Source organism: Algoriphagus aestuariicola (assembly GCF_017254835.1).
GTDB classification, from domain to species: domain Bacteria; phylum Bacteroidota; class Bacteroidia; order Cytophagales; family Cyclobacteriaceae; genus Algoriphagus; species Algoriphagus aestuariicola.
The window spans coordinates 415,963-442,588 of sequence record NZ_JAFKCW010000002.1 but is presented as its reverse complement, the minus strand read 5'-3'; the positions used below and the strand labels follow the sequence as shown (position 1 = coordinate 442,588).

25 protein-coding genes are annotated in these 26,626 nt (G+C 48.0%); 11 read left to right on the top strand and 14 right to left on the bottom strand.

The features are described from left to right. Window positions 1-33 precede the first annotated feature (33 nt). Window positions 34-1,551: a DUF4394 domain-containing protein gene (locus tag J0A67_RS09160; RefSeq protein ID WP_206569009.1), complete on the top strand. Its 1,518-nt coding sequence runs from the start codon at window positions 34-36 to the stop codon at window positions 1,549-1,551. Window positions 1,552-1,677: 126 nt separating this feature from the next. Here J0A67_RS09160 and J0A67_RS09155 read toward each other — a convergent pair whose 3' ends face one another. Further along, window positions 1,678-2,325: a sulfate ABC transporter permease gene (locus J0A67_RS09155; protein WP_206569008.1), complete on the bottom strand. Its 648-nt coding sequence runs from the start codon at window positions 2,323-2,325 to the stop codon at window positions 1,678-1,680. Window positions 2,326-2,443: 118 nt separating this feature from the next. On the opposite strand from J0A67_RS09155, the gene J0A67_RS09150 reads away from it, so the two are divergent. The 5 genes from J0A67_RS09150 to J0A67_RS09130 all read left to right on the top strand — a co-directional run bounded on the left by J0A67_RS09150 (window position 2,444) and on the right by J0A67_RS09130 (window position 7,676). Then, on the top strand, window positions 2,444-3,601 hold the full coding sequence (locus J0A67_RS09150; RefSeq protein WP_241265165.1) for a tetratricopeptide repeat protein: 1,158 nt from the start codon (window positions 2,444-2,446) through the stop codon (window positions 3,599-3,601). 210 nt (window positions 3,602-3,811) lie between these two features. After that, entirely contained in the window at window positions 3,812-4,294 is a 483-nt protein-coding gene (locus tag J0A67_RS09145; RefSeq protein WP_026970059.1) for an Lrp/AsnC family transcriptional regulator, read from the top strand. A gap of 58 nt (window positions 4,295-4,352) precedes the next feature. Further along, window positions 4,353-4,895 (top strand): NUDIX domain-containing protein, encoded by a 543-nt coding sequence (locus J0A67_RS09140; RefSeq protein ID WP_206569006.1) that lies wholly within the window; start codon window positions 4,353-4,355, stop codon window positions 4,893-4,895. Window positions 4,896-4,900: 5 nt separating this feature from the next. After that, the gene (locus J0A67_RS09135; protein ID WP_206569005.1) at window positions 4,901-6,268 is read left to right on the top strand and encodes an MATE family efflux transporter; all 1,368 of its coding nucleotides are present in this window, start codon (window positions 4,901-4,903) and stop codon (window positions 6,266-6,268) included. Window positions 6,269-6,326: 58 nt separating this feature from the next. Further along, the gene (locus J0A67_RS09130) at window positions 6,327-7,676 is read left to right on the top strand and encodes a M24 family metallopeptidase (RefSeq protein ID WP_206569004.1); all 1,350 of its coding nucleotides are present in this window, start codon (window positions 6,327-6,329) and stop codon (window positions 7,674-7,676) included. On the opposite strand, the gene J0A67_RS09125 is transcribed toward J0A67_RS09130, so the two are convergent. The 11 genes from J0A67_RS09125 to J0A67_RS09075 form a co-directional block, all read right to left on the bottom strand. Continuing rightward, window positions 7,670-8,851, bottom strand: a complete 1,182-nt coding sequence (locus J0A67_RS09125; RefSeq protein ID WP_206569003.1) for an MFS transporter — start codon at window positions 8,849-8,851, stop codon at window positions 7,670-7,672. The genes J0A67_RS09130 and J0A67_RS09125 overlap by 7 nt on opposite strands. Before the next feature lie 43 nt (window positions 8,852-8,894). Then, a protein-coding gene (gene prfB, locus J0A67_RS09120) for a peptide chain release factor 2 (protein ID WP_206569002.1) occupies window positions 8,895-9,996 on the bottom strand; the annotation gives its coding sequence in 2 pieces (ribosomal slippage) (window positions 8,895-9,935 and window positions 9,937-9,996; 1,101 coding nt in all). Window positions 9,997-10,062: 66 nt separating this feature from the next. Then, window positions 10,063-10,569 carry a hypothetical protein gene (locus J0A67_RS09115; RefSeq protein WP_206569001.1) on the bottom strand — a complete coding sequence of 169 codons (507 nt, stop codon included), beginning with the start codon at window positions 10,567-10,569 and terminating at the stop codon, window positions 10,063-10,065. 45 nt (window positions 10,570-10,614) lie between these two features. Beyond that, entirely contained in the window at window positions 10,615-11,682 is a 1,068-nt protein-coding gene (locus J0A67_RS09110; protein ID WP_206569000.1) for a branched-chain amino acid aminotransferase, read from the bottom strand. A 96-nt stretch (window positions 11,683-11,778) separates the two neighbouring features. Then, the gene (locus J0A67_RS09105) at window positions 11,779-12,330 is read right to left on the bottom strand and encodes a cob(I)yrinic acid a,c-diamide adenosyltransferase (RefSeq protein WP_206568999.1); all 552 of its coding nucleotides are present in this window, start codon (window positions 12,328-12,330) and stop codon (window positions 11,779-11,781) included. A gap of 58 nt (window positions 12,331-12,388) precedes the next feature. Then, on the bottom strand, window positions 12,389-13,105 hold the full coding sequence (locus J0A67_RS09100) for an ABC transporter ATP-binding protein (protein WP_206568998.1): 717 nt from the start codon (window positions 13,103-13,105) through the stop codon (window positions 12,389-12,391). Window positions 13,106-13,183: 78 nt separating this feature from the next. Continuing rightward, on the bottom strand, window positions 13,184-15,949 hold the full coding sequence (locus J0A67_RS09095) for a tetratricopeptide repeat protein (RefSeq protein WP_206568997.1): 2,766 nt from the start codon (window positions 15,947-15,949) through the stop codon (window positions 13,184-13,186). A gap of 2 nt (window positions 15,950-15,951) precedes the next feature. Then, window positions 15,952-16,239, bottom strand: coding sequence for an Asp-tRNA(Asn)/Glu-tRNA(Gln) amidotransferase subunit GatC (gene gatC / locus J0A67_RS09090; RefSeq protein WP_206568996.1), 288 nt, complete (start codon window positions 16,237-16,239; stop codon window positions 15,952-15,954). A 9-nt stretch (window positions 16,240-16,248) separates the two neighbouring features. After that, entirely contained in the window at window positions 16,249-16,986 is a 738-nt protein-coding gene (locus tag J0A67_RS09085; protein ID WP_206568995.1) for a lysophospholipid acyltransferase family protein, read from the bottom strand. Beyond that, window positions 16,979-17,353 (bottom strand): globin domain-containing protein, encoded by a 375-nt coding sequence (locus J0A67_RS09080; RefSeq protein ID WP_206568994.1) that lies wholly within the window; start codon window positions 17,351-17,353, stop codon window positions 16,979-16,981. The genes J0A67_RS09085 and J0A67_RS09080 overlap by 8 nt, the downstream gene beginning before the upstream one ends. 28 nt (window positions 17,354-17,381) lie before the next feature. Next, window positions 17,382-18,725, bottom strand: coding sequence for an NfeD family protein (locus tag J0A67_RS09075; RefSeq protein WP_206569679.1), 1,344 nt, complete (start codon window positions 18,723-18,725; stop codon window positions 17,382-17,384). Between the two features lie 204 nt (window positions 18,726-18,929). Between J0A67_RS09075 and J0A67_RS09070 the strand changes: the two genes are divergently transcribed. The 3 genes from J0A67_RS09070 to J0A67_RS09060 all read left to right on the top strand — a co-directional run bounded on the left by J0A67_RS09070 (window position 18,930) and on the right by J0A67_RS09060 (window position 21,595). Beyond that, entirely contained in the window at window positions 18,930-20,117 is a 1,188-nt protein-coding gene (locus J0A67_RS09070; protein ID WP_206568993.1) for a LysM peptidoglycan-binding domain-containing protein, read from the top strand. Window positions 20,118-20,273: 156 nt separating this feature from the next. Then, entirely contained in the window at window positions 20,274-20,828 is a 555-nt protein-coding gene (locus J0A67_RS09065) for a hypothetical protein (protein WP_206568992.1), read from the top strand. Beyond that, entirely contained in the window at window positions 20,828-21,595 is a 768-nt protein-coding gene (locus J0A67_RS09060) for a TIGR02757 family protein (RefSeq protein WP_206568991.1), read from the top strand. The genes J0A67_RS09065 and J0A67_RS09060 overlap by 1 nt, the downstream gene beginning before the upstream one ends. A gap of 21 nt (window positions 21,596-21,616) precedes the next feature. Here the strand turns inward: J0A67_RS09060 and J0A67_RS09055 are convergent, their stop codons facing one another. After that, window positions 21,617-23,038 carry a leucyl aminopeptidase family protein gene (locus tag J0A67_RS09055; RefSeq protein ID WP_206568990.1) on the bottom strand — a complete coding sequence of 474 codons (1,422 nt, stop codon included), beginning with the start codon at window positions 23,036-23,038 and terminating at the stop codon, window positions 21,617-21,619. 108 nt (window positions 23,039-23,146) lie between these two features. Then, complete coding sequence (gene aceK / locus J0A67_RS09050) at window positions 23,147-24,871, bottom strand: bifunctional isocitrate dehydrogenase kinase/phosphatase (protein ID WP_206568989.1); 1,725 nt, start codon at window positions 24,869-24,871, stop codon at window positions 23,147-23,149. Window positions 24,872-25,267: 396 nt separating this feature from the next. Here aceK and J0A67_RS09045 point away from each other — a divergent pair, with 396 nt between their 5' ends. Continuing rightward, a complete protein-coding gene (locus J0A67_RS09045) occupies window positions 25,268-25,957 on the top strand; it encodes a hypothetical protein (RefSeq protein WP_206568988.1) in 690 nt (229 codons plus the stop codon). Between the two features lie 67 nt (window positions 25,958-26,024). After that, on the top strand, window positions 26,025-26,585 hold the full coding sequence (locus tag J0A67_RS09040; protein ID WP_241265125.1) for an NUDIX hydrolase: 561 nt from the start codon (window positions 26,025-26,027) through the stop codon (window positions 26,583-26,585). The last annotated feature ends 41 nt before the right edge of the window (window positions 26,586-26,626 follow it).

Below are 26,626 nucleotides of genomic sequence, written 5' to 3'. Positions count from 1 at the left end.
TTCGTAAATCCGCAAAGACTAAACTTTGCGACCATGAAAAAACTATCATTTCATCCGATTGCATTTGCCGTGGCGGTGAGTGCTGCTATTCTTTTTTCCTGTAATGAAGAGGAAAATCCACCTTTGGTAGAAATGCCAGGAATGACCCCGGAAGTAAACTTTACTGCATTGGCAGAGGGGAATCAACTTCTGTATTTCGAAGAAGGAAATCTGAGCGCTCCCGTAGCTACAGTAAACATCACTGGGCTTAGCTCCGGCGAATCGCTTATTTCGATTGACTACCGTCCTGCGACTGGTCAACTTTACGCGCTGAGTTCGTTGAGTCGCATCTATTTTATCAACGAAAACTCGGGTGTGGCTACACCGCTCGGAGCATCAGCCTTCACTCCTGCAATCGAAGGGGAAATGGCTTCTATTGATTTTAATCCCACGGTGGACAGGATAAGACTGGTCGCCGAGAGCGGTCAAAATTTGAGGCTGCATCCCGAGACTGGAGCAGTGGTCGCCACAGATGGACGTATAAATGGAGGTACAAATCCGGTGATAGGTGCCGTAGCCTATACCAATAGCGTTTCGGGAGCGAGTTCCACAGTCCTTTTTGACATTGACATTGCGACGGATAAGCTCTACCAGCAGGTGCCACCTAACGATGGGGGCTTGATGGAGGTTGGAGATCTCGGGGTGGACTTGGATGGATCAGTAGACCTGGATATACTAGCGGACAATTCACTGGCCCTCGCTGTAAACAGATCTGCGACTGATACCCGATTGTATTCCATCGACCTTGCGAGTGGTGAGGCATCTTGGGTCGGTGTGTTTTCCCAACCTGTGATTAGCTTGGCCTTAAAAACCAATCCTGTGGCCTACGCTATTGACGAAGGAGGGATGCTGTATCGCTTCAATCCGATGAATCCACAGCCGACCATGGTTGAGCTTCAAGGCCTCAGCATGGGAGAAAAAATAGTCGGACTAGATTTTCGCCCTGCGAACGGGCAGCTGCTTGCAATCTCCTCCAACAGCCAACTTTATTCGGTAAATCCTTCCAGCGGTGTGCTGACTGCGATCGGAAATCCATTGATGCCCATGATGGAGGGGGATATCGCCGGATTTGACTTCAATCCCACGGTAGACAGAATAAGGCTGGTCACCAGTACTGGCCAAAATCTGAGACTGCATCCAGACCTAGGGACAGTGGTGGCGACTGATGGTAGACTGAACCCCGGGATGCCGATGGTATCTGGTGCCGCCTATGCCAATAATATTGCCGGAGCAACAACCACCACCTTGTTTGTAGTTGATCACATGACCGGATCGCTGTTTACCCAGATCCCGCCTAATGATGGCGTACTAGTGCCAGTAGGCTCACTCGGCATAACAATTACCGCGCAAAACGGTTTTGATATCGGTGGACATTCGGGGAGCGCTTTCGCTGTATTGACATCCGGGAGTGCTTCGGGCGTTTACAGTGTCAATTTGACCACGGGTGCGGCTACCAAACTTTCGGATTTGACGTTTAGCCCGGTCGCGATGACCGTTGGACTTGGGTTTTAGTATATAGTTGGGTTAGTGGGTTCAAAAGGCCAGGTTTATGACTTGGTCTTTTTTTGATTTTTGACAATGCCAGAAGCTGCGAATTGGCGAAGGGGTCTGCTCGGGCGAATTTGTCAGGAGCAGAGCCTATCGGTATGCCCCGATGTAAAATGCCAGCCAAAGAAACAGCGGCACAAAGTAGGCGATCAACACCACCAGCGTACTCTCTTCGATCGTTCTCCTGCTGATCGAATGAAATCCCAATACCCAAAGTGCGCCGTAGATCAACTCAAAAATATTCAGCACCGAAAGGGGATAGTGGTACTTGACGTCGACATTACTAGGACCGACTATCCAAAGCGCAGAAAGGGGCTCAAAATTTTGGATGTCAAAATAGGTGACACTCCCCGAAGGATTCATGTAAACAAGGAGGCGAAGTAGTTCAGGAAAGACGAAAACAACTTCTGCGACCAGGGCAAACTGCCAAAGTTGCCTGAAATTTGCCTTATACCCGATCATCAATCCGATTGACCAAAAAAGAAAAGCGATAACGGTAAACTTCCAAAGCAGGGAAAAGGGTGTCCACAAGTAGTTCAGCATGTTGAAGATGTGGAAAAACATCAATCCGCCCTGTTGGTCTAGGTTTTCGTAGTCGGGAATGGATTCCAATACCAGCGTGTTGGTCAAATACCTGATTACCAAAAAAATAAGCACGAGGAGGAAATAATAAACGCGTTTGTCGAAATCAATCAGCTCTTCCAGACGTTGTGCAATCGGTGAAGCAGGTTTTGCCATATTCATTTGTTAAAGTAACCAAATCTAAATGTTTGTTTGGATTTCGCCTTAATTTTGAATTCCAAACGAAAACAAAGTAATGAGTAAGCAAATAAGGATAGCAGTGTTGAGTCTGATGATGATCGCTTTGGCGGGCCCTGTCCTTTCCCAAGCGGGAGACCCCGTCGTCCCTTCAAATCCCTCGGGCTATCTGTTGCTTGACAAAGGGCTCCAATATCGCATTACCAAGGCGATCAACAGCATGTATAATTTTGATTTTGCTACTGCTGAGCGTGATTTTACCGTGATTATGTACCAGTATCCGGATCATCCACTGCCTGATTTTTTGATGGCGCTGGGGTATTGGTGGCGGATCGAGGTCGACGTGACCAACACTAGATACGACAATATTTTCATCCAGTATCTCGACCGGGCAAATGAGAAGGCAGAGAGGATATTTGACGAAGACCCCAAGAACAAGGAGGCGGCTTTCTTTTTGGCAGCTGGCTATGGATTTCAGGGGAGATTGTACAGCGAGCGGAAAAGCTGGACGAAAGCGGCTTGGGCTGGCAAAAATGCCTTGAAGTATATGGAGCTCAGCAGGGGAGAGGAGGAATTTAACCCAGAGCTGCTTTTAGGCGATGCCCTCTTCAACTATTTCTCAGTCTGGATTCCGGAGAATTATCCGCTGCTGAAGCCCGTGATGGCGCTTTTTCCGAAAGGGAACAAAGCATTGGGACTTCAACAGCTGGAGACGGTCGCGTCAAATGCGTTTTACACCAGGGTCGAAGCGCAATACTTTCTATTCAGGCTCTATGCCTCAGAGGAAAAGCGCCCTTACGATGCCCTCAGGATTTCTGAATACCTGCATGGCAAGTTTCCCAACAATCCCTATTTCCATCGCTCCTATGCAAGGCATCTCTATGCGGTAGGGCAGTGGACGGAATCTGTGGAGCAATCTTTCCAGATCCTCGATAGAATTGAGAAGGGACAGTTTGGCTATGAATCCAATAGCGGTAGATATGCGGCTTTTTACATCGCCGAGTATTATTATCGGGTAGGTGATCGGGCTATGGCCAAACAATACTACCTCAAGACAGTAGCTTATGGGGAAGAATCCGAATCACAGGAGAGCGGATATTACCTGCATTCGCTGATACAGCTTGGGAAAATAGAAACTGCGGCAAAAAATAAAGCACAAGCAAGAAAATACTTTGACCGGGTGAAAAAGTATGCGAAGCGAAAACACCCCGCTCATAAAGAAGCCAGAGATTTTATAAAAAAGAATAAACTTTAATCAAATTCCCTGCGTTCTACCAAATTATAACAGGAGATAATTTGAATTTTTTTAAGACGACAAATAGTTTTAGAAGGATTCTTTCTTTAAAGCCTTTAAAAGGTCAATAAAATTTCGATTTCCGTTCATCAAAAAGCGTTAAATCGATTTAAAACATTCATCAATTATATTAATTTTGCGCAACATAAAATTTTGTAATAACGGAATATCATGGACAATAGCGTAAGAATCAAATTCGATAAAATAGACCGCAGGATACTGGAAATCCTCCAGGCCAATGCAAAAATCACCAATGCCCAGTTGTCAAAAGATATTGGACTCTCACCAGCGCCTACTTTAGAGCGAGTTAAGAAGTTGGAGCAGTCCGGCATCATTAAGAGCTACCATGCCAAGCTGGATCCGGAAAGAATAGGTTTGGGCGTGAGCACCTTCGTTTTGGTGAGCCTGATTGGACACAACAAGGGCAACATTGATGCCTTCATGAGAGAGATCAACGAGATCCCAGAAATCATAGAATGCCACCATATTACAGGTACAGGCGACTTTATCCTGAAGATCATCGCAAAGGATATTACCGCTTATCAAAAATTGATGCTTGAGAAAGTGTCGGAAATCAAGGAAGTAGACTCCATGCAATCCATGGTAATTCTCTCTACCTTTAAAGACTCCAAAGTGCTCCCTATCCCTGCATAAGCAAGGTTTTAATACAGATCAAGGGCGGCTTTACCGCCCTTTTTTTTTTTGAATTACCATGACAGACAATCCTTGGACAACCCTCAAAATCACATCGCTCTACGAAAATCCCTGGATCAGGCTTGAGCACCACGACATCCTCAACCCGGCCGGGAAAGTGGGCGTGTATGGGAAGGTTCATTTCAAAAATCGGGCAATGGCCATCATTCCCGTCGACCAAGACGGAAACACTTGGCTGGTAGGTCAGTATCGCTATACCTTGGAAGAATACGCCTGGGAGATTCCCATGGGAGGCGGGCCGATTGGGCAGGATCTGCTTGAATCCGCCAAGAGAGAACTAAGGGAAGAGACGGGGCTAAGCGCCGAAAAATGGACTGAGGTCATGAAGGTGCACACGTCAAATTCGGTGACGGATGAAGTAGGTATTGTCTACCTCGCTGAAATGCTGACGCAGGGTGACACGGAATTTGAGGAAACGGAGATTCTTCAGGTCAAAAAGCTTCCATTTTCGGAGGTTTTGGAAATGGTAATGAGGGGTGAAATCACGGACAGTATCAGTGTGGCCGGAATACTGAAAGTTGCGCGGATTCTAGGATATTAAATGCTATGACGGTCAAAAACCATATCAACACCACTTTTCACCTTGCCTATCCCGTGATGCTGAGTCAATTGGGACAGGTGGCGGTCGGCGTAGCGGACAGCATGATGGTGGGTAGACTCGGAGCCTTGCCCTTGGCGGCAGCTTCCCTGGGAAACAGCATATTTTTCGTGATCATGATGTTTGGGATTGGCGTCTCCATGGGAATCACGCCCCTGGTGTCCCGAGCGGACGGGAAGGGGAAGTCCAAGCGAATTTCCCGACTTTTCAGTCATGGTCTGTGGATCAATATCGTCACGAGTGTGCTATTGACGGCCGTAGTGCTTGGCTTGTCCCAAGGTTTGCATTTTCTCAACCAACCCGAGGAAGTGGTGATTTTGGCTGTGCCCTACTTGCTGATCATTACTGCCTCCCTCTTGCCTCTAATGGTTTTTCAGACATTCAAGCAGATGGCGGAGGGACTTTCCCAGACTAGGCAAGCGATGTACATTACCATTTTTGCCAATCTGGTCAACGTCTTTCTCAACTGGGTGTTGATTTGGGGGGAATTCGGCTTCCCACAGATGGGGCTGAATGGCGCTGGAGTCGCCACATTGGTTTCCAGGATTTTGATGATGCTCATGATGGGAAGTTATATTCTCTTTTCGACTAGGTACAAAAAATACCACTTTCGACTTTCTCTGCCTGGAGCCAGTTTCCCGATGATTTCTAGGATTTTGAAAATCGGAATTCCGACCGGGTTTCAGTTCATCTTTGAAGTTTCCGCTTTCAGCACTGCGGCGATCATGATGGGCTGGATAGGAGTGAATGCGCTTGCAGGCCACCAGATCGCGTTGAATTTGGCTTCTGTTTCGTACATGATGGCCACAGGCCTCGCCACTGCGGGGATGATACGGGTCAGCAACCAAGTTGGGAGAGGTGACATGAAAGCGATGCGGGAAGCCGGCCTTGTGGTTTTCGGGATGGTTGCAGTGTTCATGTTGGCGAGTGCCTTGATCTTTTTCTCTTTCAGGTATTTCCTGCCGACGCTGTACATAGACGATACCGAAGTGATCGCTTTGTCAGCATCGCTTTTGGTTATAGCCGGACTTTTCCAGGTTTCTGATGGAATTCAGGCAGTGGGTCTGGGGGTACTTAGAGGATTGGAAGACGTCAAAGTGCCGACCATCGTGACCCTGATGGCCTATTGGGTTTTGGGGCTTCCACTCGGATATTTTCTTGCCTTCACGCTGGGCATGGGTGCTCACGGGATTTGGTACGGTTTGCTCATCGGGCTTACGATAACGGCCGCCTTGCTACTTTACCGATTTGCCACTTTGAGCAAAAGACAAATGGCCGAGAAAGAGAAGGTTTCTGGACTGAGTTCAATTATGTAAGCGGAGCTTTGACTTTTGCATCTAAAAGCTATCTTGGAATCAAATCAACCAAGATCCCATGAGGCTTTTTACGCTCTTTTTCTTCGCCGCATTGCTTGCGGGTTCGGCTTTTTCGCAGCAGCCAGCTGTACTTTCACAACGGGAACAAGCCGAAGTGATCGATTCTTGGCTGGAGGATCGCATTGAGAATCTCTTGCCGAGTCTGATGACCGAAACCGGGATAGACATGTGGATCGTGATGTCGCGCGAATACAACGAAGATCCCGTGATCAGGACACTCCTGCCGGCGACATGGCATGCTGCCAGACGTCGCACCATCTTGGTGATGTACCAGCCAAGCCCCAATGCCAAAGTGGAGACTTTTGCCATTGCTAGATATGATGTAGGCAAGTCGTTCAAAAGGGCTTGGGATCCAGAATCTCAGCCCGACCAATGGAAGGCGCTGATGGATGTGATTGCCTCCAAGAATCCCAAGAAGATCGGGCTCAATTTTGCCCAGGACTATGGTCACGCGGACGGATTGACTCATTTCGACCATGAGGAGTTTATGCTCAACCTCTCGGAGGAGTATAGGTCAAAGGTGGTCTCCGCGCAAACTTTAGCAGTGAGATGGCTGGAGACTAGGATTCCCGCTGAGATGGCTGTTTACAAGCATATCCAAGAGTTGGCGCACTATATAATCGCGGAGGGCCTCTCCGATAGGGTGATTACCCCAGGAGTGACCACCACTGAAGACGTCGTTTGGTTTTACCGGGAGAAAATCGCGGAGATGAAACTTGATACTTGGTTTCACCCCACCGTGGATATCCAGCGGCCAGATCCAGCTTCCGAGGAGGCAAGCCGTTCCTTCGCTGTTCGGCCAGATGAACAGGTTATCATGCCGGGCGATCTACTCCATATCGATTTTGGAATCACCTACCTAAGGCTGAATACGGACACCCAAGAGCTAGCTTATGTGTTAAAGGCTGGGGAATTGGAAGTGCCTGCCTACTTGCAGAACGCTCTTGCGGTCGGTAACCGACTTCAGGATATCTTGACCTCCAACTATGTGGCCGGAAAAACAGGAAATGAGATTCTCAGGGCTTCGAGGAGCCAAATGGAGTCCGAGGGGATCAGAGGGAGCATTTATACCCACCCGCTAGGGTTTTATGGGCATTCGGCGGGCCCGACCATAGGAATGTGGGACAATCAAGGAGATACTCCCGGAGCGGGCGATTTTCCGCTCCATGCCAATACGGGCTATGCGATCGAATTGAATGCGGTTGTTTTTGTCAAAGAGTGGAATAAGGACGTCAGAGTGATGTTGGAGGAGGGAGCATTTTTCGATGGCAATAAAGTGACCTATTACAATGGACGGCAAAAGTCGATTTTGGCAATTCCCCGAGCGAGCAATTATCTCGGCTACTGAGGCGGAAGGTAGGTTTTTCGATCTCTTTTGATAAAGATTAGGGCTAGGAAAGCTAGGGAAGCGATTGATCCGGACGTGAGGAAGACCGTTCTGAAATTGTTCGGATCATTTGCAAAAAGCCATCCTGAGATCAATGCGCCGAAGCCAATGCCGCTTTCGGAGAAAATATACATCGTGGCAAGCGCCCGGCCGCGAAATTGATCCAAGGATCTGTCTACCACCCAAGCGGTTACTGTCGGGCTGTACATTCCGACTGCGGCTCCGAAGATCACTCCAGAGAATAGGAGCATGAATTTGCTTTCAGAGAATGCTAAAGAGGTCATAGCCAAGATCAAGAAAAATAGGGCAACCCTCATCACTGCCACTCTTCCATATCGGTCAGACGTTTTTCCCGCGAGTAGCCTGATTCCCAGAGAGGAGATAGTGAAGACTGAAAAGAACAGCCCTTTGTTTTTCACTCCTAAATGGGAAGAGAAGTCTGGGATGATGGTAAGCAGTACGCCAAATGAAAAAACCGAAAGAAATAGGATGATCGATGGTAGGAGAACACGTGGTTCAATGATTTCATCGCGTTTGAGTTTGAATAGGCCAATGGACATGGGATGTTTTTCTATCACGGACTCCTTCAACCTGATCAAGATCAAAATGGAAAAAATGGAAGTGAAAGCGGAGCAATAAAATACCGTGTCGATAGTCGAGACGCTTGCGATCCAGCCTCCGATAGCAGGACCTGCCGCCATCCCAAGAGAGCTGAATAGGGATTGAATCCCCATCGCTTCCCCGCGTTTTTGGAAGGGAACGATGTCTGCCACGTACGCCGCGATGCCCGTAGGCGTGAAACCTGTGGAGAATCCATGAACGAATCTTAGAAACAAAAATCCGGAAACAAAGGAGAGAATAGGGTAGAGCAGCCCGACTATGAAGCAAACTGACGCTCCGACCATCATGACTGGTTTTCGGCCGACTTTGTCAGCCAATTTGCCGCTGAACGGCCTGGAAAGCCCCGCCGAAAGGGTAAACAGTGCGATGATCAAGCCCTTGTATTCCTCTCCTCCGAGCGAGGTTAGGTAAGCGGGTAGTTCTGGTATGATCATATTGAAGCTCGAGAAAAACAGGAATGAGCTTACGCAGAGAAGAAAAAAATTGAGGTTGAAAAAAGTAAGTTTTGGTGGCATCTAGCGGTAGAAAAAAGGCCGGAAAATTTCCGGCCTAACTAGCTCATTCTTTATTTGCTTCTTCTTCGCTTTGGGCAAGTAGGAAGGCTTTCATAAACTCATTCAAGCCTCCATCCAGCACGCCTTGCGCATCGGAGGTCTCATGACCGGTTCGGTTGTCTTTCACCAGTTTGTAAGGATGAAGGACGTAGTTTCGGATCTGGGAACCAAAATCCACGCGAAGCTTGGAGGATTCGATCTTGGCTATCTCAGCGTTTCTTTTTTCCAATTCGAGCTGGTAAAGTCGGGACTTTAACATCTGCATGGCCTTCTCGCGGTTGGCTAGCTGGGAGCGTTCGATCTGGCAAACCACCACGATTCCGGTCGGCTTGTGGGTCAATTGCACCTTGGTTTCCACCTTGTTGACGTTCTGTCCACCGGCGCCGCCTGATCTGGAGGTATGGAGCTCCACATCCGCTGGGTTGATTTCTATCTCGATTGAGTCGTCGACTTCCGGATAGGCATATACGGATGCAAAGGATGTATGTCTTCTGCCTCCCGAATCAAAAGGGGAAATTCGGACCAAGCGGTGTACGCCAGTTTCCGATTTAAGGAATCCATAGGCCAACGGACCTTCAAACTCCAGAGTTGCGGATTTGATCCCTGCTACTTCTCCAGGCTGCACATCTACCTCTTTGACCTTGAAGCCATTTTTTTCTCCCCACATGATGTACATCCTCATGAGGATAGAGGCCCAGTCGTTGCTTTCAGTTCCTCCGGCTCCTGGGTTGATCTCGAGCACGGCATTGAGCTGGTCTTCTTCAGCTGAAAGCATCTTCTTCAGCTCCAGTTCCTCTACGGCATCTTTGGCCTTGAGGTACTCGGTCTTGAGCTCTTCCTCGGACACGTCACCGGATCCGTAGAATTCATACAGCACTTCCAAGTCTTGGATTTTTTGGTCCAAGTCTTCAAAAGAAGTAGTCCAGCCTTTACGGGCCTGGATTTGTTTCATTGTTTTTTCGGCTTCCTCCGGGTTGTTCCAGAAGTCAGCCTGGGCCGAAACGGCCTCTAGGTCTTGGATCTCTACTTTCTTCCGATCGTAGTCAAAGATACCTCCTCAAAGCCGAAGTGCGGGCTTTCAAGTCTTTCAGTTGTTCTGAAGTCATCTGTCTAAGTGAAAATTAAGGCTGCAAAACTCCGAAAAAATATCGGGTTTTGCCAGCGTATTGGTATTAATCCATCCTCATTTGAATGATTTGGATGCCGTATCCGGTGGTGTTTTTGAAAGTCTTGTATCGGACTGGGAGAAGGGCGAGTCCAGTTCCCAGCAGAATGCCGGAGGTGACCGCGACGCCTCCGTCTATCTTCAGATCACTTTGTTGATAAAGGCTGTTGACAGCTTCTACGGTGAGCAGGATGCCACCCGCACCGAGAAAGAGCGCCGTCAGATTGCGCATCGTTCGGTTTCTCGGGTCTTTACTCCGGACGTCCACTTCCAGGATATCGCTTGGACTGAGGATGTTTTCAGTTAGGTAAATGAAACCATCGTCCAGTTTGACGATCTGGTCTGTGACAAAATAGCCCATCTTCTTGCTCTTGTAAGTGATTTCCTCGCCTGGGTAAAAGCGGATTTGGGACTTTTGATTACTGCCCCTTTTCAGAAGAATGAAGTCTTTGGACTGGGCGTGGGCACCGAAAAACAGGGAAAGTAAAAGAGCGGCAGCTAAAGCTAATTTCATAAAAGAAAAGTAACGAAAAACAGGAAGTTGCCTTCCTGTTAGATCTTAGATTTTTGAGATCCAGCTCCTAGTGTCCACGATATCCCCATACTTGATTCCGTCCAGCTCATGCAGAACTTTGTACGAAAAAGAGTCTGATTTCTTTTCGGGAAGAGCGTAGTCTTTACCATTGACATTGATCTTGGAAATATGCGCTATGGTCGCAGCGGTGCCGGTACCGAAGGCTTCGCGCAGCGTACCGTTTTCCAAGGCTTCCTGAAGCTCCGACACAGTCAGAAATCGCTCCTCCAGTGGCTTTCCCCAGTCTTTGGCCAGCCGGATGACGGAATCTCTGGTGATACCCTTTAGAATAGTGCCAGTATTGGTCGGCGCCGTGACCAGCGTGCCGTTGATGTCAAACATGACGTTCATAGTGCCACTTTCCTCGATCTTGCTGTGGGATTTCCCATCCGTCCAGAGAAGCTGGTCGTAGCCTGCTCGCTGAGCCTGCAAGGCTGGAAAAAGGGAAGCGGCGTAGTTACCGGCTGTTTTTGCTCCACCGGTTCCGCCTTCGGTTGCCCTTGTAAACTCGGTTTCCACCTTCACGCTTACTGGCTTGCTGTAATAAGCTCCTACAGGACAGGTGAAGATGATAAACTTATAAGTGTCGGAGGGCTTCACCCCAATATAGTTGTCAGTCGCAAACATGTAAGGGCGGATGTATAGGCTTGCGCCTTTGCCAGATGGAACCCAGTTTCTGTCCAGGTCGACCAACTGTAGAAGGCCTTCCATGAAAATCTCCTCGGGGATCTCCGGCATGCACATTCTTACGGCCGATTCATTCATCCGCTGCGCATTGGCGTCCGCACGGAAAATCAGGATTTCACCTTTTTCGTTCTTATAGGCTTTCATCCCTTCAAAGATGGACTGGCCGTAGTGAAGGGCCGCATTTGCGGGATGGAGGTCCAATGCTCCATAAGGTTCAATGCGAAGATCAGTCCACTCGCCGTTTTTGTAGTCCGCCACAAACATGTGGTCAGAAATGGTTTTGCCGAATACCAGATTCGAAAAGTCTGTCTCGGCAAGTTTGGAATGGGTGGTTTTCTGAACCGGGATAGCAAGTGTGGTTTTCATACGCTTTCTATTTGGAGGCGAGATGCCTGAGGTTTCTATTTGGAACAGATCCGCTGGATCGGTGGTTTCGGTTGCAATTTATAAAAATGCGGCTGCTTATTTTAATCTTGGAGTCCAAGTCACCTCTTCAACGTCGAGTTCTTGGGCCATTTTTCTTCCCAACACGAAGAGATAGTCAGAAAGTCGGTTAAGATATTGGATGACCAGCTCTGATACGGTCTCTATAGACGAGAGCTCTACCACGATTCTTTCTCCGCGCCGGCAGACTGTTCGGGCGATATGGCAGAAGGAAACCGACTGATGTCCTCCGGGAAGTATGAAGGAATTAAGCATCGGCAACTGGGCTTCCATCAGATCCATTTCGTCCTCCAAGGCTTCGATGTCTTCAGCATGCAGATCCGGTTTTTTGACTTTGTCTTTTCCCGGAACAGTCGCCAGATCTGCTCCGATGGTGAACAGCCTGTCTTGGATTTCCTTTAAGAAAACAGCTCGGTTTGCATTGACTTTCTGATCACGAAGCAAACCCAAGTATGAATTCAGTTCGTCGATGGTGCCATATGCGTCTATCCTCAAATCGGATTTTGGCACCCTTTTGCCGCCAAGTAGTGCAGTAGTTCCCTTGTCTCCGGTTTTGGTGTAGATTTTCATTCGACGCTGTTCTTTCAGAGTCAAAAATAAGAATCTATTTCAAATAACTCGGAGTAAATCAAGCGTGGACGGGAACGCCTCGGGTAGGGTTGGGGTTGATTTTGTCGGTTTCCACTAAGCCATCCCTCAAACGGATCACTCGGTGTGCATAGTGCGCGATATCGTCTTCGTGCGTTACCATGATGATGGTGTTGCCCTTGGCGTGCAGTTCATGAAAAAGCTCCATGATATCATGGGAAGTCTTGGAATCCAAGTTACCGGTAGGCTCATCGGCGAGGATGATGCTTGGATTGTTTACCAAGGCCCGGGCAATCGCTACCCGTTGACGCTGACCGCCGGAAAGTTCATTGGGACGGTGCTTGGTCCTTTCGCCAAGTCCTACATTTTCCAATGCCCTGAATGCCTTTTCCTCTCTTTCCGCCTTGCTAAAACCGGCATAGACCAACGGTAGTGCAACATTGTCCAGACAAGAGGCACGCGGAAGAAGGTTGAAAGTCTGGAAAACGAAGCCGATTTCTTTGTTGCGAATCTCGGCAAGTTCGTTCTCGCTCATGTCGCTGACGTCTTTTCCCGCCAAAATATAGGTGCCGGAGGTAGGTGAGTCGAGGCATCCGATGATATTCATGAGGGTGGATTTTCCCGAACCGGAAGGACCCATGAAAGCCACGTATTCTCCACGATCTACGGTGATGCTTACTGACTTGAGGGCTTGGATGATTTCGGAGCCCATTTTATAGGTTTTGTTGATTTCGTGGGTTTCAATGACTCTGCTCATGGTAGAAAATTTTGCTTAAGATAGTGGTTTAGTGTTTAAAATTTCGAAGACCGATGCGTCAAAATACGTGAAAAAGTGCTAATAGTTTGTCCGTTGCAAGAATTCTATTTCGTCCCAGCTCAGCCAGGTGCTCATCTCTTGGATGGCGTCGGTGGCGTAGTTGTCCAAACCGATACGCTTGGCGGCCTGTACCTTTCGAATCCAGAGCAGGGGATCCTTGCTGAATTCACTTGCGGTATTCAGCAGCTCATATTGGGCTAACGGGTCCTGAAGGCGCTCCGCTGCACTGAGGACAAGCGGTGTACGGTAGGGGTTTGCGGACAATTCCTCGCCAGTCTGCAAAAATTCGGTGAAAGACTTCAGAGCCGCCTGATCAGACCAGTCCGGATTTTGGAGGAACAGCTTCAGTTCTTCCTCGTTTTCAATCCTTCCTTCTAGTGTTTTCCCTAATTCATTCAGTTGGTAGCCGGTCAGGCCATGCGCTTTCCTCTCTAGCATGAGATAGGCCAACGTAGCTTTGGTTTCCTGCGACGGAATCTGGCTCCATAGTTCAAACAGTCTATCGGGCATGCTCTGGTTAAATCGTGCGACAAAGTCGAGCATTGGATCTTGGGAGGTTGATTCAGGAACTTGGTATTGATCCTGCAATTCCTTTGCTTTTTCCGAGAATCCCCCGAGTCTCAGGATTGCGATGTGCTGTGGCCTAAAAGCCTTAAATCCCTTTTCCTCTGCTGCAATGATGTCTTTCGAAGCTTTTTCGAAATCCAGATTTCTCGCCAAAATCCCAGCAGTGAGATTGAGGTAGTAGCCTGCGTCTCCCGGATTTCTGAACGCCAGGCCGTTTAGGTTTTTAATGGATTCAGTGATTCTTCCAGCTGCCAAACTTCGTATGGAAGCGGTTTCCTGCATCTGCATCAGGTATTCGAGCATCTCAGGCTTTCGGCTGACCGAGTCGATCCAAGCCAAGTCCTGTGCTGTGGCGGAGATATCCCCGACAGATGACAAATTCCTCATGCCGGCATTCAGCAGCATGGGCGAAGTTTCATTTTCCAGTTGTGCCCTAAGCTTATTTAGCTCATCACCATTGACAGCCTCCCCGCGGAAATTATTTCTTGACAGACGATTGATCCTGGTGATCAGGTCGTCTCCAGTGGGAGTTTCCGGCTGATTTTTCTGGAGTTTTCCCCGCATAGCGATTAGATTGGAGGCAAGTACGGGATCTGATGCGCTGTTTTCCTCCAATAGCCTTAGCGCCTCCTCGTGTTTTTGGATTTTGACATAGACCAGCGCGAGGTTATTGACGAGGTGTGGATTTCCAGGAAATCTCTTTAGTCCATTTTCAAGATAAAATACGGATTCAAAAGGCTTGTTTTCCAAGATCATCCTCGAGCTCAGCAGCAGGATGTTGTCTACTTGGGGCGCTTCCGCAAAGCTTTCATCCAGGTGTTCCTTAGCAAGAGTAGGCTGGTTCAGTTCGAAGAGAAGGTGGGCGGTTAAGCTCTTTGCCTTTTTATTTTTTCGAAAAGTATCCCAGGCATTTTCATAGAGAATGCTCGCTTCCAGTTTTCGGCCGGTTTGGTAGTAGTAGTCTCCCAGTACGTGGGTTGTCATGGAGCTTGTCTGGGCGGCGAGCACGGCATCCATGTAGATCGTAATTACCAGCATGGTGATCATCCCGCCGATTCGGAGGTGGTAGTAGGGGAGGGAAAAAGGTTTGAAAAGCACCTTGTCTACCGATTTGCCCGAATCCATGATGGAAAGGAAATTGCTAAAGAGGTATACCAGGAAAAACAGGGAAAATCCAAACTGGGAATAGACGATCAAATGCTTTAGAAATTCGCCTGCGGGTTCATTTCCCGAGACCTCAAATTTCCAGATTAGCCAGCCTGTCATCGCAAAACCAAGTAGAAAAAGCGCTTGTAGAAAGTTGGGTTTCGCTGCTATGTTGGATTCCTGATGGATTTTTTCAAGCGTGGAGATCCATCCCAAAATTCCCATTGGGAAAAGAAGCATTAGGGAAGTCGAAGCCGGAATCGGCAAACTGACTTCGCCCTTGAGATCCAGCAGCAAAAAGATCAGCGCAAGCAGGTAGAGGATGCCGATGCCGAGGATTTGCCAGGATATCCTCATGCTGATGTTTTGGTTTGCCCTAGCCAACAAAATGTAAATACCAGAGATGATCCCGTGACCCTGCCAAAATACCCAAGCTGCCGCCATACCTAGCCCGATCACTAGGCTCTGTTCCGCCAAATAGAGCTGAGGCTTGGGAATTGGGCTGAGCAGAACCAGCGCTGACAATGCGACACCGAGTGAGAACAGCACTGTCAACCAACGCAGGCCGAAAGCGGCGTTAGGCTTCCACACATGGAAAAACATCAAAGGCAAAATGCTTCCCGCAATCAGGATAACCAGCGGCAGGTTGGAGCTAGGGACGCCAATGTTCAAACCGTTTGAATTCGAAACCGTCAACAGGACAATCCAGGCTGCGCTGGCGATCAAAAAAGGGATTTTCTTGAAGGTACTAAACAGGGCTAGCGCGGAAACGGATAGTAAGAATACGATTGAACCGAAAAGGTAGCTTTCTTCAAAGGTAGAAGCGGGGGCTAGGGAATGGAATTCCTGGAAGACCAAATAGTTGTCCACCTGAATCGGAAACGAAAGTGAGCCCAAATTGACCCAGTCAATCGGTACGGCGAGGGTATCCAAAAAGGCTGCGGGGGCAATCCTAGGATAGTGGGCAGAGTCGAAAACAAATGAACAAAACGCAAAAAGCCCTCCGGACACTAAAAGTAGGAGGGCGGCGGTTTTTGCAATGAAGTTCGTGGTGGAAGCGGATTTCAGCATTCTTACTCTAGGACTTTCGGTACCCGGAAGTACTCAGAATCTCTCTTTGGGGCGTTTGTCAGACCGGCCTCGTGGTCGAGGTGCCTTCCTACTTTGTCTTCGCGCATCACGTTCACCTCGGATGACATTGTCGTGAGAGGTTCCACATCGGTGGTGTCGATTTCATTGAGCTGCTCTACCCAATCGAGGATTTGCGACATGTCTTTGGACATTTTTTCGGCGGAACCTTCGTCAAATTCCAGTCTCGCCAAATGCGCGATTTTCTTGATGGAGTCTTTGTCTATTTTCATTAGGAAATTTCAAGAGCCAAACCCGGGATTATCCAAGTCCAGTTGTTTTTGTATGGTTGCAAAACACCGTTCCTTCAGCAGTTCATCCGAGACAAAATCTGCTGGGTTCAGTGCTTGGTGAAAGACCATTTTTGCACTTCTTCTGCTGAGCAAAAATTGGCCATCGTCGGGTAAAATTAGGTGATTATAGGATAAGGTGACAGGGATGACGGGGATTTGTTTTTCCATGGCAAGCCTGAAAGCCCCATTTTTGAAGGGGATCATTTGGGGTGGCCACTTTGTGAAAATCCCCCCTTCCGGAAAAATCACGATCCCGCTACCGGCATCCAGAGCCTCTCCCGCCTGCCTCATGGTCTCAGCCCGGCTTTTCAGCCTGTCGCGATCCACGGCGATGTGGAGATTTTTGAAATAGTAGCCAAAGAGCGGCGCTTTCCGGATAGAGGCTTTTCCCACGAAGAGTACATCTCCCGGGATGAATCCCATCATGGCTACATCCAAGTAGCTAAAATGGTTGGAGAGGAAGATATAAGGTTTCCCTCGATCAAGCTTTCCTTTGAATTCTATTTTCACCGGCAGAAAAATCAAAGAGAAGTAGGCCCTCGCCCAATAGCGGTTGATTTTTCTACCGTATTTTTTCCATCCGGGTATCCAAATACATAGGACGATAAACGGGAAAATTACGAGAAACGTGATCACGAATGTCACGGCCGCATAGATCGAGTAGATGCGCCGCAAAATCCTATTCATGGTTGATCATGTGGTTGGCGACTTTGATGAAGTACCCAGCCATCAGCTCTTTGGCGTTTTGGTCAGGGTCGAGTTTGTCCAAAGCGGTAAGCATGGCATTCAGCCAATGGTTCCTCATGTTGGGATCAATCTTCCAATCCAGATGCCTCATTCTCAATCGCGGATGGCCCCGCTCCTCGGAATAGGTCTGGGGACCGCCGAACACCTGGAGAAGAAAGAGGAAAAGCCTGCGCTCGGCAGGCTCCAAATCTTCCGGATAGAGCCTTCTCAATTCTGAATTCTGGCTTACTTCCTCGTAAAAGTATTGCGTGAGCAGTCTGATTTGGTCTTCGCCGATCAGTTCATAAATGGACTGAAATGGATTCATGCCGCAAACTTATGGAAATCTTTCAGGTTCAAGCCGAAAGATTCTTCACTTTTAGCGATGTTCCTTCTGTGGATATGACGACGATTTTTTCGCCCTGGTCGATAAACTCACCTCTTGAGTATGCGTCATAGATTTCACCTTCGATCTCTACCTTTCCGCTTGGTCTCAGCCGGGAGTGAACTGTGCCGGTTTTGCCCATGAGCCCTGGCGAATAAAAGCTGGAAGTATATCCCTCGCTTCTTTCTTGGGTGGTAACAAGGGTAATATGTCGGAAAGCTCCCCACTCGTTCACTTTGGGCGTAAGCCAGAAAACCATTCCCACGGATACGATGGAAGCAAGAATGACGGTTAGCAATGCGGTAAAAAGTTGGGAGGTGGGGACAAAGTCAAAGTTGAAGTCCTGATTTGGCACCATGCCCAAGACCAATCCACCAATGATGAAAACGATCCCAAGGATGCCGAAAACCCCAAAACCCGGGATTACGAAAAGCTCCACGGCCAAGAGAATGATGCCTGAAAAAAAGATGAGGATTTCCCAGTTTTCGGCCAGGCCATTCAGATAGTAGGGAATAAAATATAGGAGTGTTGCAACGATGGCCGCGAGGATCGGAAATCCAACCCCGGGAGTTTGTAGTTCAAAGTAGATTCCTCCGATGATGATCAAAATCAGTACTCCGCTGATGGCTGGGCTCAAGAAGAATGAAATGATTTTGTCTATCGTATCTTCTTCGTAGGCCAAGACTTCCGCGTTTTCCAGATTTTTGGCATCCAGGATGGCCGTCACCGAAGAGTATTCTCCATCGCAAAAGCCGAGTTTGATGGCTTCAGACACGGATAGGGTGATCACCGAACCAGCCTTTTTTATCCCCTCGATTTCAATTTTTTCATCCACCATTCCTTCTGCGATCTTTGGGTCCCGACCGCGAGCCTCCGCTGTGCTCCTCATCATCGACCTCATATAGGATTGGTATTTGTCCGGAGCGGCAGCACCGTCCGTACCATTGACTACAGTCGCCGCGCCTATACTTGCACCGGGAGCCATGTAGATGCTGTCGCAGGCAATGGAAATCAAGGCCCCAGCCGAAGCCGCATCTTTGTTGATGAAGACGTAGACGGGAATTTTGCTTTCCAAAATCCTCGTGCGAATTTCGTCCGCATCGGTGACCACGCCACCATAGGTATCCATTTCGATCAAGATCAGGCTGGCCTTTTTCTCCTCGGCTTCCTGCATGGCCAGTTGGACTCTGCGATTCATGGCCGGATCGATGTCCGAATCGATCTTAAACGTGAAGACTCGGGACGCTTGCTCTTGTCCATAGAGGGAAAAGCAAATCAGTCCACAAAACAAGGTTAAGAGCAGGAGTATCCGCATCATTCTGGAGAATTAGTAAGAAAAGATACGTATAGGGCTGAGATTACGCCAATTTTTGCCTGAGATTTAGCAGGCTAGCTTTTGGTCTTTTTCCATATTCCAAATAAGGAATGAAAAAGCCTGGGCAGTCTCATTTCTAGCATAATTCTTGCGAAACACATAGTGAAATTTTTGACCTGTTTCACTTCAATACCCTAGATTACAATGATTCCTCAGTCCAAATTCCTCAGTGCCTTCCTTCTGATCTTGATGCTAACTGTCTCTTATTCAAAAGCCTCTCGCCTAGTCTCGGGAGATTCGATTGGGATAGAGCGCGTAGGAGACAAGACCTTTATCCTGCACAAAGTCACTCCCCAAGAGACGCTTTTTGCGATATCCAGAAAGTACCAGGTACCGGTGGGAGAGATCCAAAATGCAAACGAAGTCTTAAAGCAGGGCTTGAAGATCGGGCAGACCATTCGGGTCCCGTATTTTGAGAAGAGTAAATTGCCGGAGGGCGCCGCTCTCCACAAGGTAAATCCGGGTGAAACACTCTTTTCGATTTCCAAAAAATATGGGGTGAGCGTCGACTCATTGAAGCAGTGGAACAAACTCCTTGGCAATGATCTGAGTGTGGGCCAGGCTCTGATCGTGAAAGAAGCTGCCATAGCAACCAATTCCCAGCCCACTCCCGTAGCTCCTACCGTAGCGGCGACTACGACCGCTGCCGCCGAAAGTGTAACTACAGCCGGAAACAATCCCAAAACTGAATCAAAGCCAGTCGAAAAGAAGGCTGAAAAGCCATCCGCCGAAAAGCCTACTACCAAAGCCCAGCCTGAAACAGTCCTGACAACTCCATCCACGACCGTCGCCAACACAACTCCGATCGCCCCCGGCGAATGGATTTCGCATACCGTCAAACAGGGTGAAACACTCTTTTCCCTTTCTACCCAATACAATTCCAGCGTCGAAGATTTGATCAAATGGAATGCGTTGACCTCTAATAATCTTCGCTCCGGACAGGTGATCAAAGTGGGAAGAGCGCCGGAAGGTCCCTCTACCGTCCCTGTCATAGGCTCTCCAAAAGTCGCGACGTCTACTGCCGAGATGAATGTAGAACCAACAGTGGCAAATACGTCTGGTGGGTTTAAGAACATTACCGAAACAGGCCAGGCGGAACTGATCGAAGGGACTGGTTCTCACAAGAAGTATTTAGTCCTGCACAGAACGGCACCGGTAGGGAGCATCATGCGCGTGAAAAACGAAGAAAACGATCTCACAATTTTCGCTCGGGTCGTGGGCACACTTCCAGAGACCGGGGACAACTCAAAATTGGTGATCAAGCTCTCTCAAGCAGCTTTTGACCAGCTGAAAGCCGTCAACCAACGCTTTCCTGTCGAGGTTCTCTACTAATCCTAAAAAACATTATGACAATATCCCCTTTCTGACTTGGAAGGGGATTTTTTGTATGTGTCAGTGCTGGCTACAAACTTGCCCGAGCCTTCATGGCCTAATGCTACTTGGCATTGTAAGCGGGTCGAAGTAACTTTGCGCATTGATTATTCAGGCATGAATAGAGTCCAGCTCTTTTTCCATCACGTGTTCCGATTTGTTTGGAACATGGTCTTTATCCTCAGCTATCCGATTTTGGCAAGTTTCGGATTGCTTTTTATCGGGCTGACATTTGTTTTTTCGAAGCTTTCCCAACTTCTCACGCGCATCAGACCCGAGGGGAACAAAGTGGTATTCAAAGAATCTGATTGGGAAATCATGCCCTATACCAATGAGCTACTCGAAGCTAAGGTATGCAAGCAGATTATGTTTGGTCCTTCGGGTTTTAAGTTGAGGAGAAAGGACGGAGTACCTTCCATTTTGGAAGACTATGTGTTTGGGAACAAAGTCAGGGCCATGGAGGAGGGATTTATCCTGGAAAAATGGAATACGCTCGAATCAAAGGATATGCCTGATTTTGATATTTGTCTTTACGATCCGGATCAGGATTCGCTCCGTCCATTGACCAACATCAAGTGCTTCGACTGGCACGTATCCGAAAAGGTTGACAATGAACTTTCCTTCAAATGGTTTGATGGAACACAGGGCGGGGAAGTGAAAGTGGCGCTTTGATGCAGAGATTGAAGGACTTTCTTGACGTAAAAGTTGCCCAATATAACCAGCCAGGATTCATAGCCAACGATCCCATATCCATTCCCCATCGCTTTTCCAAAAAGCAGGACATTGAAATCGCTGGCTTTTTTGCGGCGATCTTGGCTTGGGGGCAACGTAAGACTATCATCAACAAATGCTTGGAGCTATTTAAACTGATGGATGACGCTCCGCACGATTTTCTCCTCAATCATCACGAGGCTGATCTGAAGAGTTTTTCAAGCTTCAAGCATCGAACTTTCAACGAGATCGATACGCTTTATTTTATCCATTTTCTTAGCAGTTTCTACAGAAACAACGAAAGTCTGGAAGAGGCCTTTCTCAGGGGGCAAAACGGCCTTGTTGATGCCATGGAGTCTATTTTGACCGAATTTCGCCGGTATTTCTTTAGCCTTCCTGACGCTCCCGACAGGACAAAGAAGCACATCGCGTCACCGGATAGGAAGGCGGCTTGCAAGCGGATCAACATGTATCTACGCTGGATGGTACGTTCGGACGAAAACGGCGTGGATTTTGGCTTGTGGAAGAAGATCAGCCCTGCCCAGCTGGTATGTCCCTGCGACCTGCACGTGGATCGAGTAGGGAGGAAGTTGGGATTGATTACAAGAAAGCAGACCGATTGGCTGACAGCGGTGGAGTTAACTCAGCGATTGCGGGAATTTGATCCCGACGATCCCGTTAAATATGACTTTGCCTTATTTGGCTTGGGAATAGAAGAGCAGTTTTAACCCATGGCCATTCCCTTTACTTTATTCGAGCATCCGCTCGATGTACCTCAGCAGTAGGCCGACTCCATAGGCAGTTCCTGTTTTGGTTTTTGCGAATTCGCTATCTGTGAAGGAGACTCCGGCGATATCCAAATGAGCCCAAGAAGGATGCCCATGGGTGAATGCCTGCAGAAACTTTGCCGCGGTGATTGCACCCGCGAAGGGCTTCCCGTTGTAGTTTTTGATGTCGGCTATCTCCGAGTCCATCTCCTTGGCATAGCTGTCCCAAAGCGGTAGAGGCCAAGACTTTTCCCCAACCGCCTTGCCGGCTTCTTGCAAGCCATGAGACAGGCTTTCATCATTTGAAAACAGCGCCGCACACTCGTAGCCAAAAGTTCCAATTGCGCTCCCGGTAAGTGTCGCCAAATCGATCACCTGATCTATTTTATATTTTTTGGCGAGGTAGGAAAGACCGTCTGCCAGGATCAGTCGCCCCTCGGCGTCCGTGTCGACCACCTCGATGCTCAGTCCTGCGTGGCTCCCAATAACTTCGGATGGGAGATAGGCGTCTTTGTCGATCGCGTTTTCAACTGAAGGGACGATTGCAGTAAGGTTTATGGCAAGCTGAAGATCGGAGACCAGCTGCGTCGTCGCCAACACGGCAGCTGCTCCGCCCATATCAGATTTCATCTCATGCATTCCTTGGGTCTTCACATTAAGCCCGCCGGTATCGAAAGTCACTCCCTTGCCAACCAATCCAATGTGGTGTTTAGCTTTTGGATGGCGGTATTCGAGAATAATGAATTTCGGCTCTTTTGATGAGCCCCGTCCCACTGCTAAAAAAGCCTCCAAGCCTTCTGATTTAGCCCTTTTCGAATCAAACACCGTAGTGCTGAGCTTGGATTTTTTGGCAAGTTTTTTCGCCCAGTCTGCAAGATATTCAGGGGTGATTTTGTTAGGAGGTAGGTCTACCAGCCTAAAAGCCTCTATCTTGGCCGCTGCGATTTTTTCGGCCCTATCGACAAGTACTTTTGCTTTTTCCTGAACCGAGCGAATTTCAACCTTTAATCCGTCAAATTCCGTCGCCTTCGCGGATTTATAGAATCCGATAGAATAGGTGCCCAGTACGAAGCCAACAAGTGCTGCCTCGGCTTGCGTGGCCGTAAAGTTGTCGGGTAGATCAATAGAAACGCCATTTTCAGCTAGTGTCCCATTTTTTGAAAGTATTCTTCGAAATGCGGTTTCGATAGTTTTGTAGTCAGGATTTTGTCCAAGTCCCAGTAGTAGTATCAATTGGCCTTCAGAATCATAGCAATACGCTGAGTCCTTTTTTCCCGAGAATAGGACGGGAGCGGGAGCGGGTTTTCCCAGCTTTTCGGCCAAGCCGGCTATAGCGTCTTCGAAGACAGGAATGACGCGCAAAAAAGTCTTAGATGGGGATTTTGGATTAATCTTGAATTGCATATGATCTATCTTGAAGAATTTAGATGGGCTAAAAATAGAGTAGAGAACGCCTCCCTACGACGGCTTGAAATTAGCTCTTCTGTGATCGAAAGGGAAATTATGATGGAATTAAACAGATTCCCCGGGGCGAAATCTGATCTCCTCGGGATAGGGAAAGGCATGGATTAGCTCTCCCTTTCCGATTCGGTCTTTCAAGGAATTCCAATAATTGGGGTCAAACAGATCCTTGTGATAATCCAGGAAGTGTGGCTTCAGATCCGGCCGACCAATCATCCAGCGGCGAAAATCCTCAGGGAAAACGTCGTTTTTATGAATTTCATACCAAGGCTCGGCGGCATAGATCTGTTCATAGTTTTGGGGCTTTGGCTTTTCCCGAAAGTTCATTTCTTCCAAAAGCTCAATTTCATCGTAGTCGTAGAAAATCACCCGCTTTTGGCGGGTCAACCCAAAGTTTTTCGTCATCATGTCCCCGGGGAAGATGTTGGCTTGGGCCAGCTGAAGTATTGCCCGACCATAGTCTTCCACCGCCCTCAGCCCTTCGTCCGTCGAGCATGTTTCCAAAAAAATATTTAAAGGAACCATTTTTCTCTCTGTGTATAAATGTTTGATTACGAGAAAATTTTCCTTGATCTGCAGAAGCGAGTTAGTTGTGTTTCGCAGCTCTTTCATGAGCTCTTCACTGATGCGGTCCAGTGGGATCTTGAAGTACTCAAACTCATGGGTGTCGGCCATTCTTCCCACCCTGTCGTGGAGTGATACCAACTTGTATTTCTCCCGGACTTCCTGTCGGGTCATATTTTTGGGAGGCTCAAAGTGGTCTTTGATCAGCTTGAAGACAATGTTGAGAGAAGGCAAAGCAAAGACGGTCATGACCATTCCCTTGATCCCCGGAGCGACCACAAACTGGTCCGAACTCTCCGACAAGTGATGAAGAAAGTCCCGGTAAAAAAGCGTCTTGCCGTGCTTGTTGAAGCCGATCGCATTGTAGAGTTCGTGGATTTTTTTGTGTGGTATGACCGAACTCAAAAAGCCAACAATCTGGGAAGGCACTTCAGCTTCGACCATAAAATAAGATCTGGTGAAACTGAACAGGTGACTCATCAGGTTTGGGTCGAAGATGAGGGTGTCGACATATATGCCCTCTGATCCATGCATAAAAGGAATAATAAATGGCATCCATTTTTTTCCGACATTGGTCCTTCCGATCAGGTAAGCTGCTTTGTTTCGGTAAAACACCGGTTTTAGCAGTTGGGTTTTGGTGCCCACTTCCACCTGATATCTGGTGAAGATGACCTTTTTCACTCCATCGACGAGAAAGTTGACGTCCTGCTCTTTGTCCATATAGGGGACGCCAAAGTCAAAGTCTTCAAGGATTTGGCGGATGATCTGCTCAAGCCCCATTTCAGCCGGGTAGGTGTACAATAGCTCCGAGTTTTCCCGGATTTCGCAGGACCCATAGCCTTCCATTACAAACATCAGCTCATCGTCGAGGGGGTTATTTGGGAAGGTTTTTCTAAACACCGAGTTGAAAAATGTCTCCGCCAGCTCCACATCCAGTCGCACTTTGATCAATAGCTGGTACTCCTGCCTGATCAAGGCCCAAATGGCTCTATTGTCGGAATCTTTTCCTAGTATCTGCTGGAAAATTTTCACCAGCTGAAAGAGAAGATCTTTGTAAAGTCTGAGACGTTGGCGATGGTTGAGCTGGGTGGCTTGCCAGTTACGCTGGGCAAAGTAAAGCGGCGCAAGGCGTGTATAAGTTTTGAACGTTTCGGTATAGGTCAGGAAACCTTCAAAAATCCTGTGGGCAAGTGGACGGGCTCGTTGTGGCATACGAAATTTGGTGGTGGTGTCGAAAAATAATTTTTTTTCTAATTTTTGGGTCTATTGAAATTTAAAAACGCCTTGATTTTCTGGGGCTTAGAGGTCTTAGTTCTTTGCAGAATAAAATTTTGAAACTTTTTCGCAATCGATTGTTTGGTGGAAATAAAAACATTTTCTACTTTTCGACTGTATTCATGAATTGAATATCTACAATAGGTTTAATAGGTTTGAGAGCAGGAAAAGGCCCGGATAATATCCAGGCCTTTTTTGTTTTTTGCGGCCTGTCGATTTTGAAATAAAATGCCGTGGGTGGCCAGATTGGGGATACAATCTTGGTAGTGCTTGGCCACGCAAGATTTGATTTTTCCTCCACTTCTCTTAGCTTCATCTTTCTAATTTTCTCCTATGGATGCGACCGGGCTTTTTTTGAGACGAGTAGTGATTTGCTTGGTGATTGCGTTGACCGCCTGTGAAACTTCTGAGTCTGTGAAAGATGAAAAGATAAGTGACTTGTCGCCGGATAGCGAAGCGATGGATGTGATGCGCACCCAGATCGACCTTGGACTTGCGCAAAAGTCAGGCTGGCAAAAACACTGGGGCGAAAAAATCGGGAATTTCAGCTCCGAAGACTTTGAACTTACATCGATCGATTCGATAGACGCAATGGAAATGCCGGAGAAAAACCCGATCCTCGAAGGCGATCCCCTGTTTCCCTATCAGATTCCCCACCCCGAAGGCGACGGAACGATGGACATTTATTCTTACAAGGTCGAGGCGCAGGAAGGTTTGGATCATCCCTTTCTCAATCCCGATTCCGAGGTGATTTGGTATCGTTCAGATGGCATGAAAGAGCGGCTGCTTTTCATGGGGCCTTCTGGAATGTTTGAAGATGGCCTATGGATGAACGCAGACGAATTTTTGGTTGTAGGATTTTTGCAGGAGGAGGAGGGTTTCAGGCCGATGGTGTGGATTATCAACGTCGACGGCCATCGGCTTAGTCAGTTCAAATTGAACCAGGTCGTGAAGGACTATTCCTATGAATCCTACTTGGACTTGAAGCTGAAATCAGTCGATTTGGATACTGATGGAGTTTGAGTTTTTGATTTCTTTATTGGAAAGAAAGCTGAAAGCCCCTCTTCCAGGAAAGGAGGCTCATCTGAAAATGTCGCCTCGGCCAATAGATGAAAGAAGGTTTGTTGCGGAAATGCCAGTTGGTATTCGAAATAGCGGAGTGTTGATTCTTTTTTACACCGATGGGAAAGGCTCTTTTTTTCCGCTGATCAAGAGGCCGGAGTATCCTGGGTTCCACAGCGGCCAAATGGCTTTTCCTGGAGGGAAAATGGAGAAGACGGATGAAAATGTCATCCAAACGGCCCTGAGAGAGACGGAGGAGGAAGTGGGGATAGATAAGCACGAAGTCCGTGTAATTGGCAAGCTAAGTGACCTCTATATTCCCACCAGCAATTTTTTGGTGAGTCCTGTAGTTGGTTTTTTGGAGCACCCTCCAGAATTTGTCCCTGATCCAAAGGAGGTGTCGAGGATTGTACCTACTAACTTGAACCAGCTCCTGAGCGCGGAGATCCACAAGGAAACCGTGTTGGAGATCAACGAAAGCATTTCCCTTCACACGCCCTATTTCGAAATTGATGGGGAGGTAGTATGGGGAGCCACAGCGATGATACTGAGCGAATTGATCCATGTACTGGAGCAGGCTGACTCATAAAAGTTGGCCAGTTTGATCTTTTGTTGGTATTGTTGCAGTTC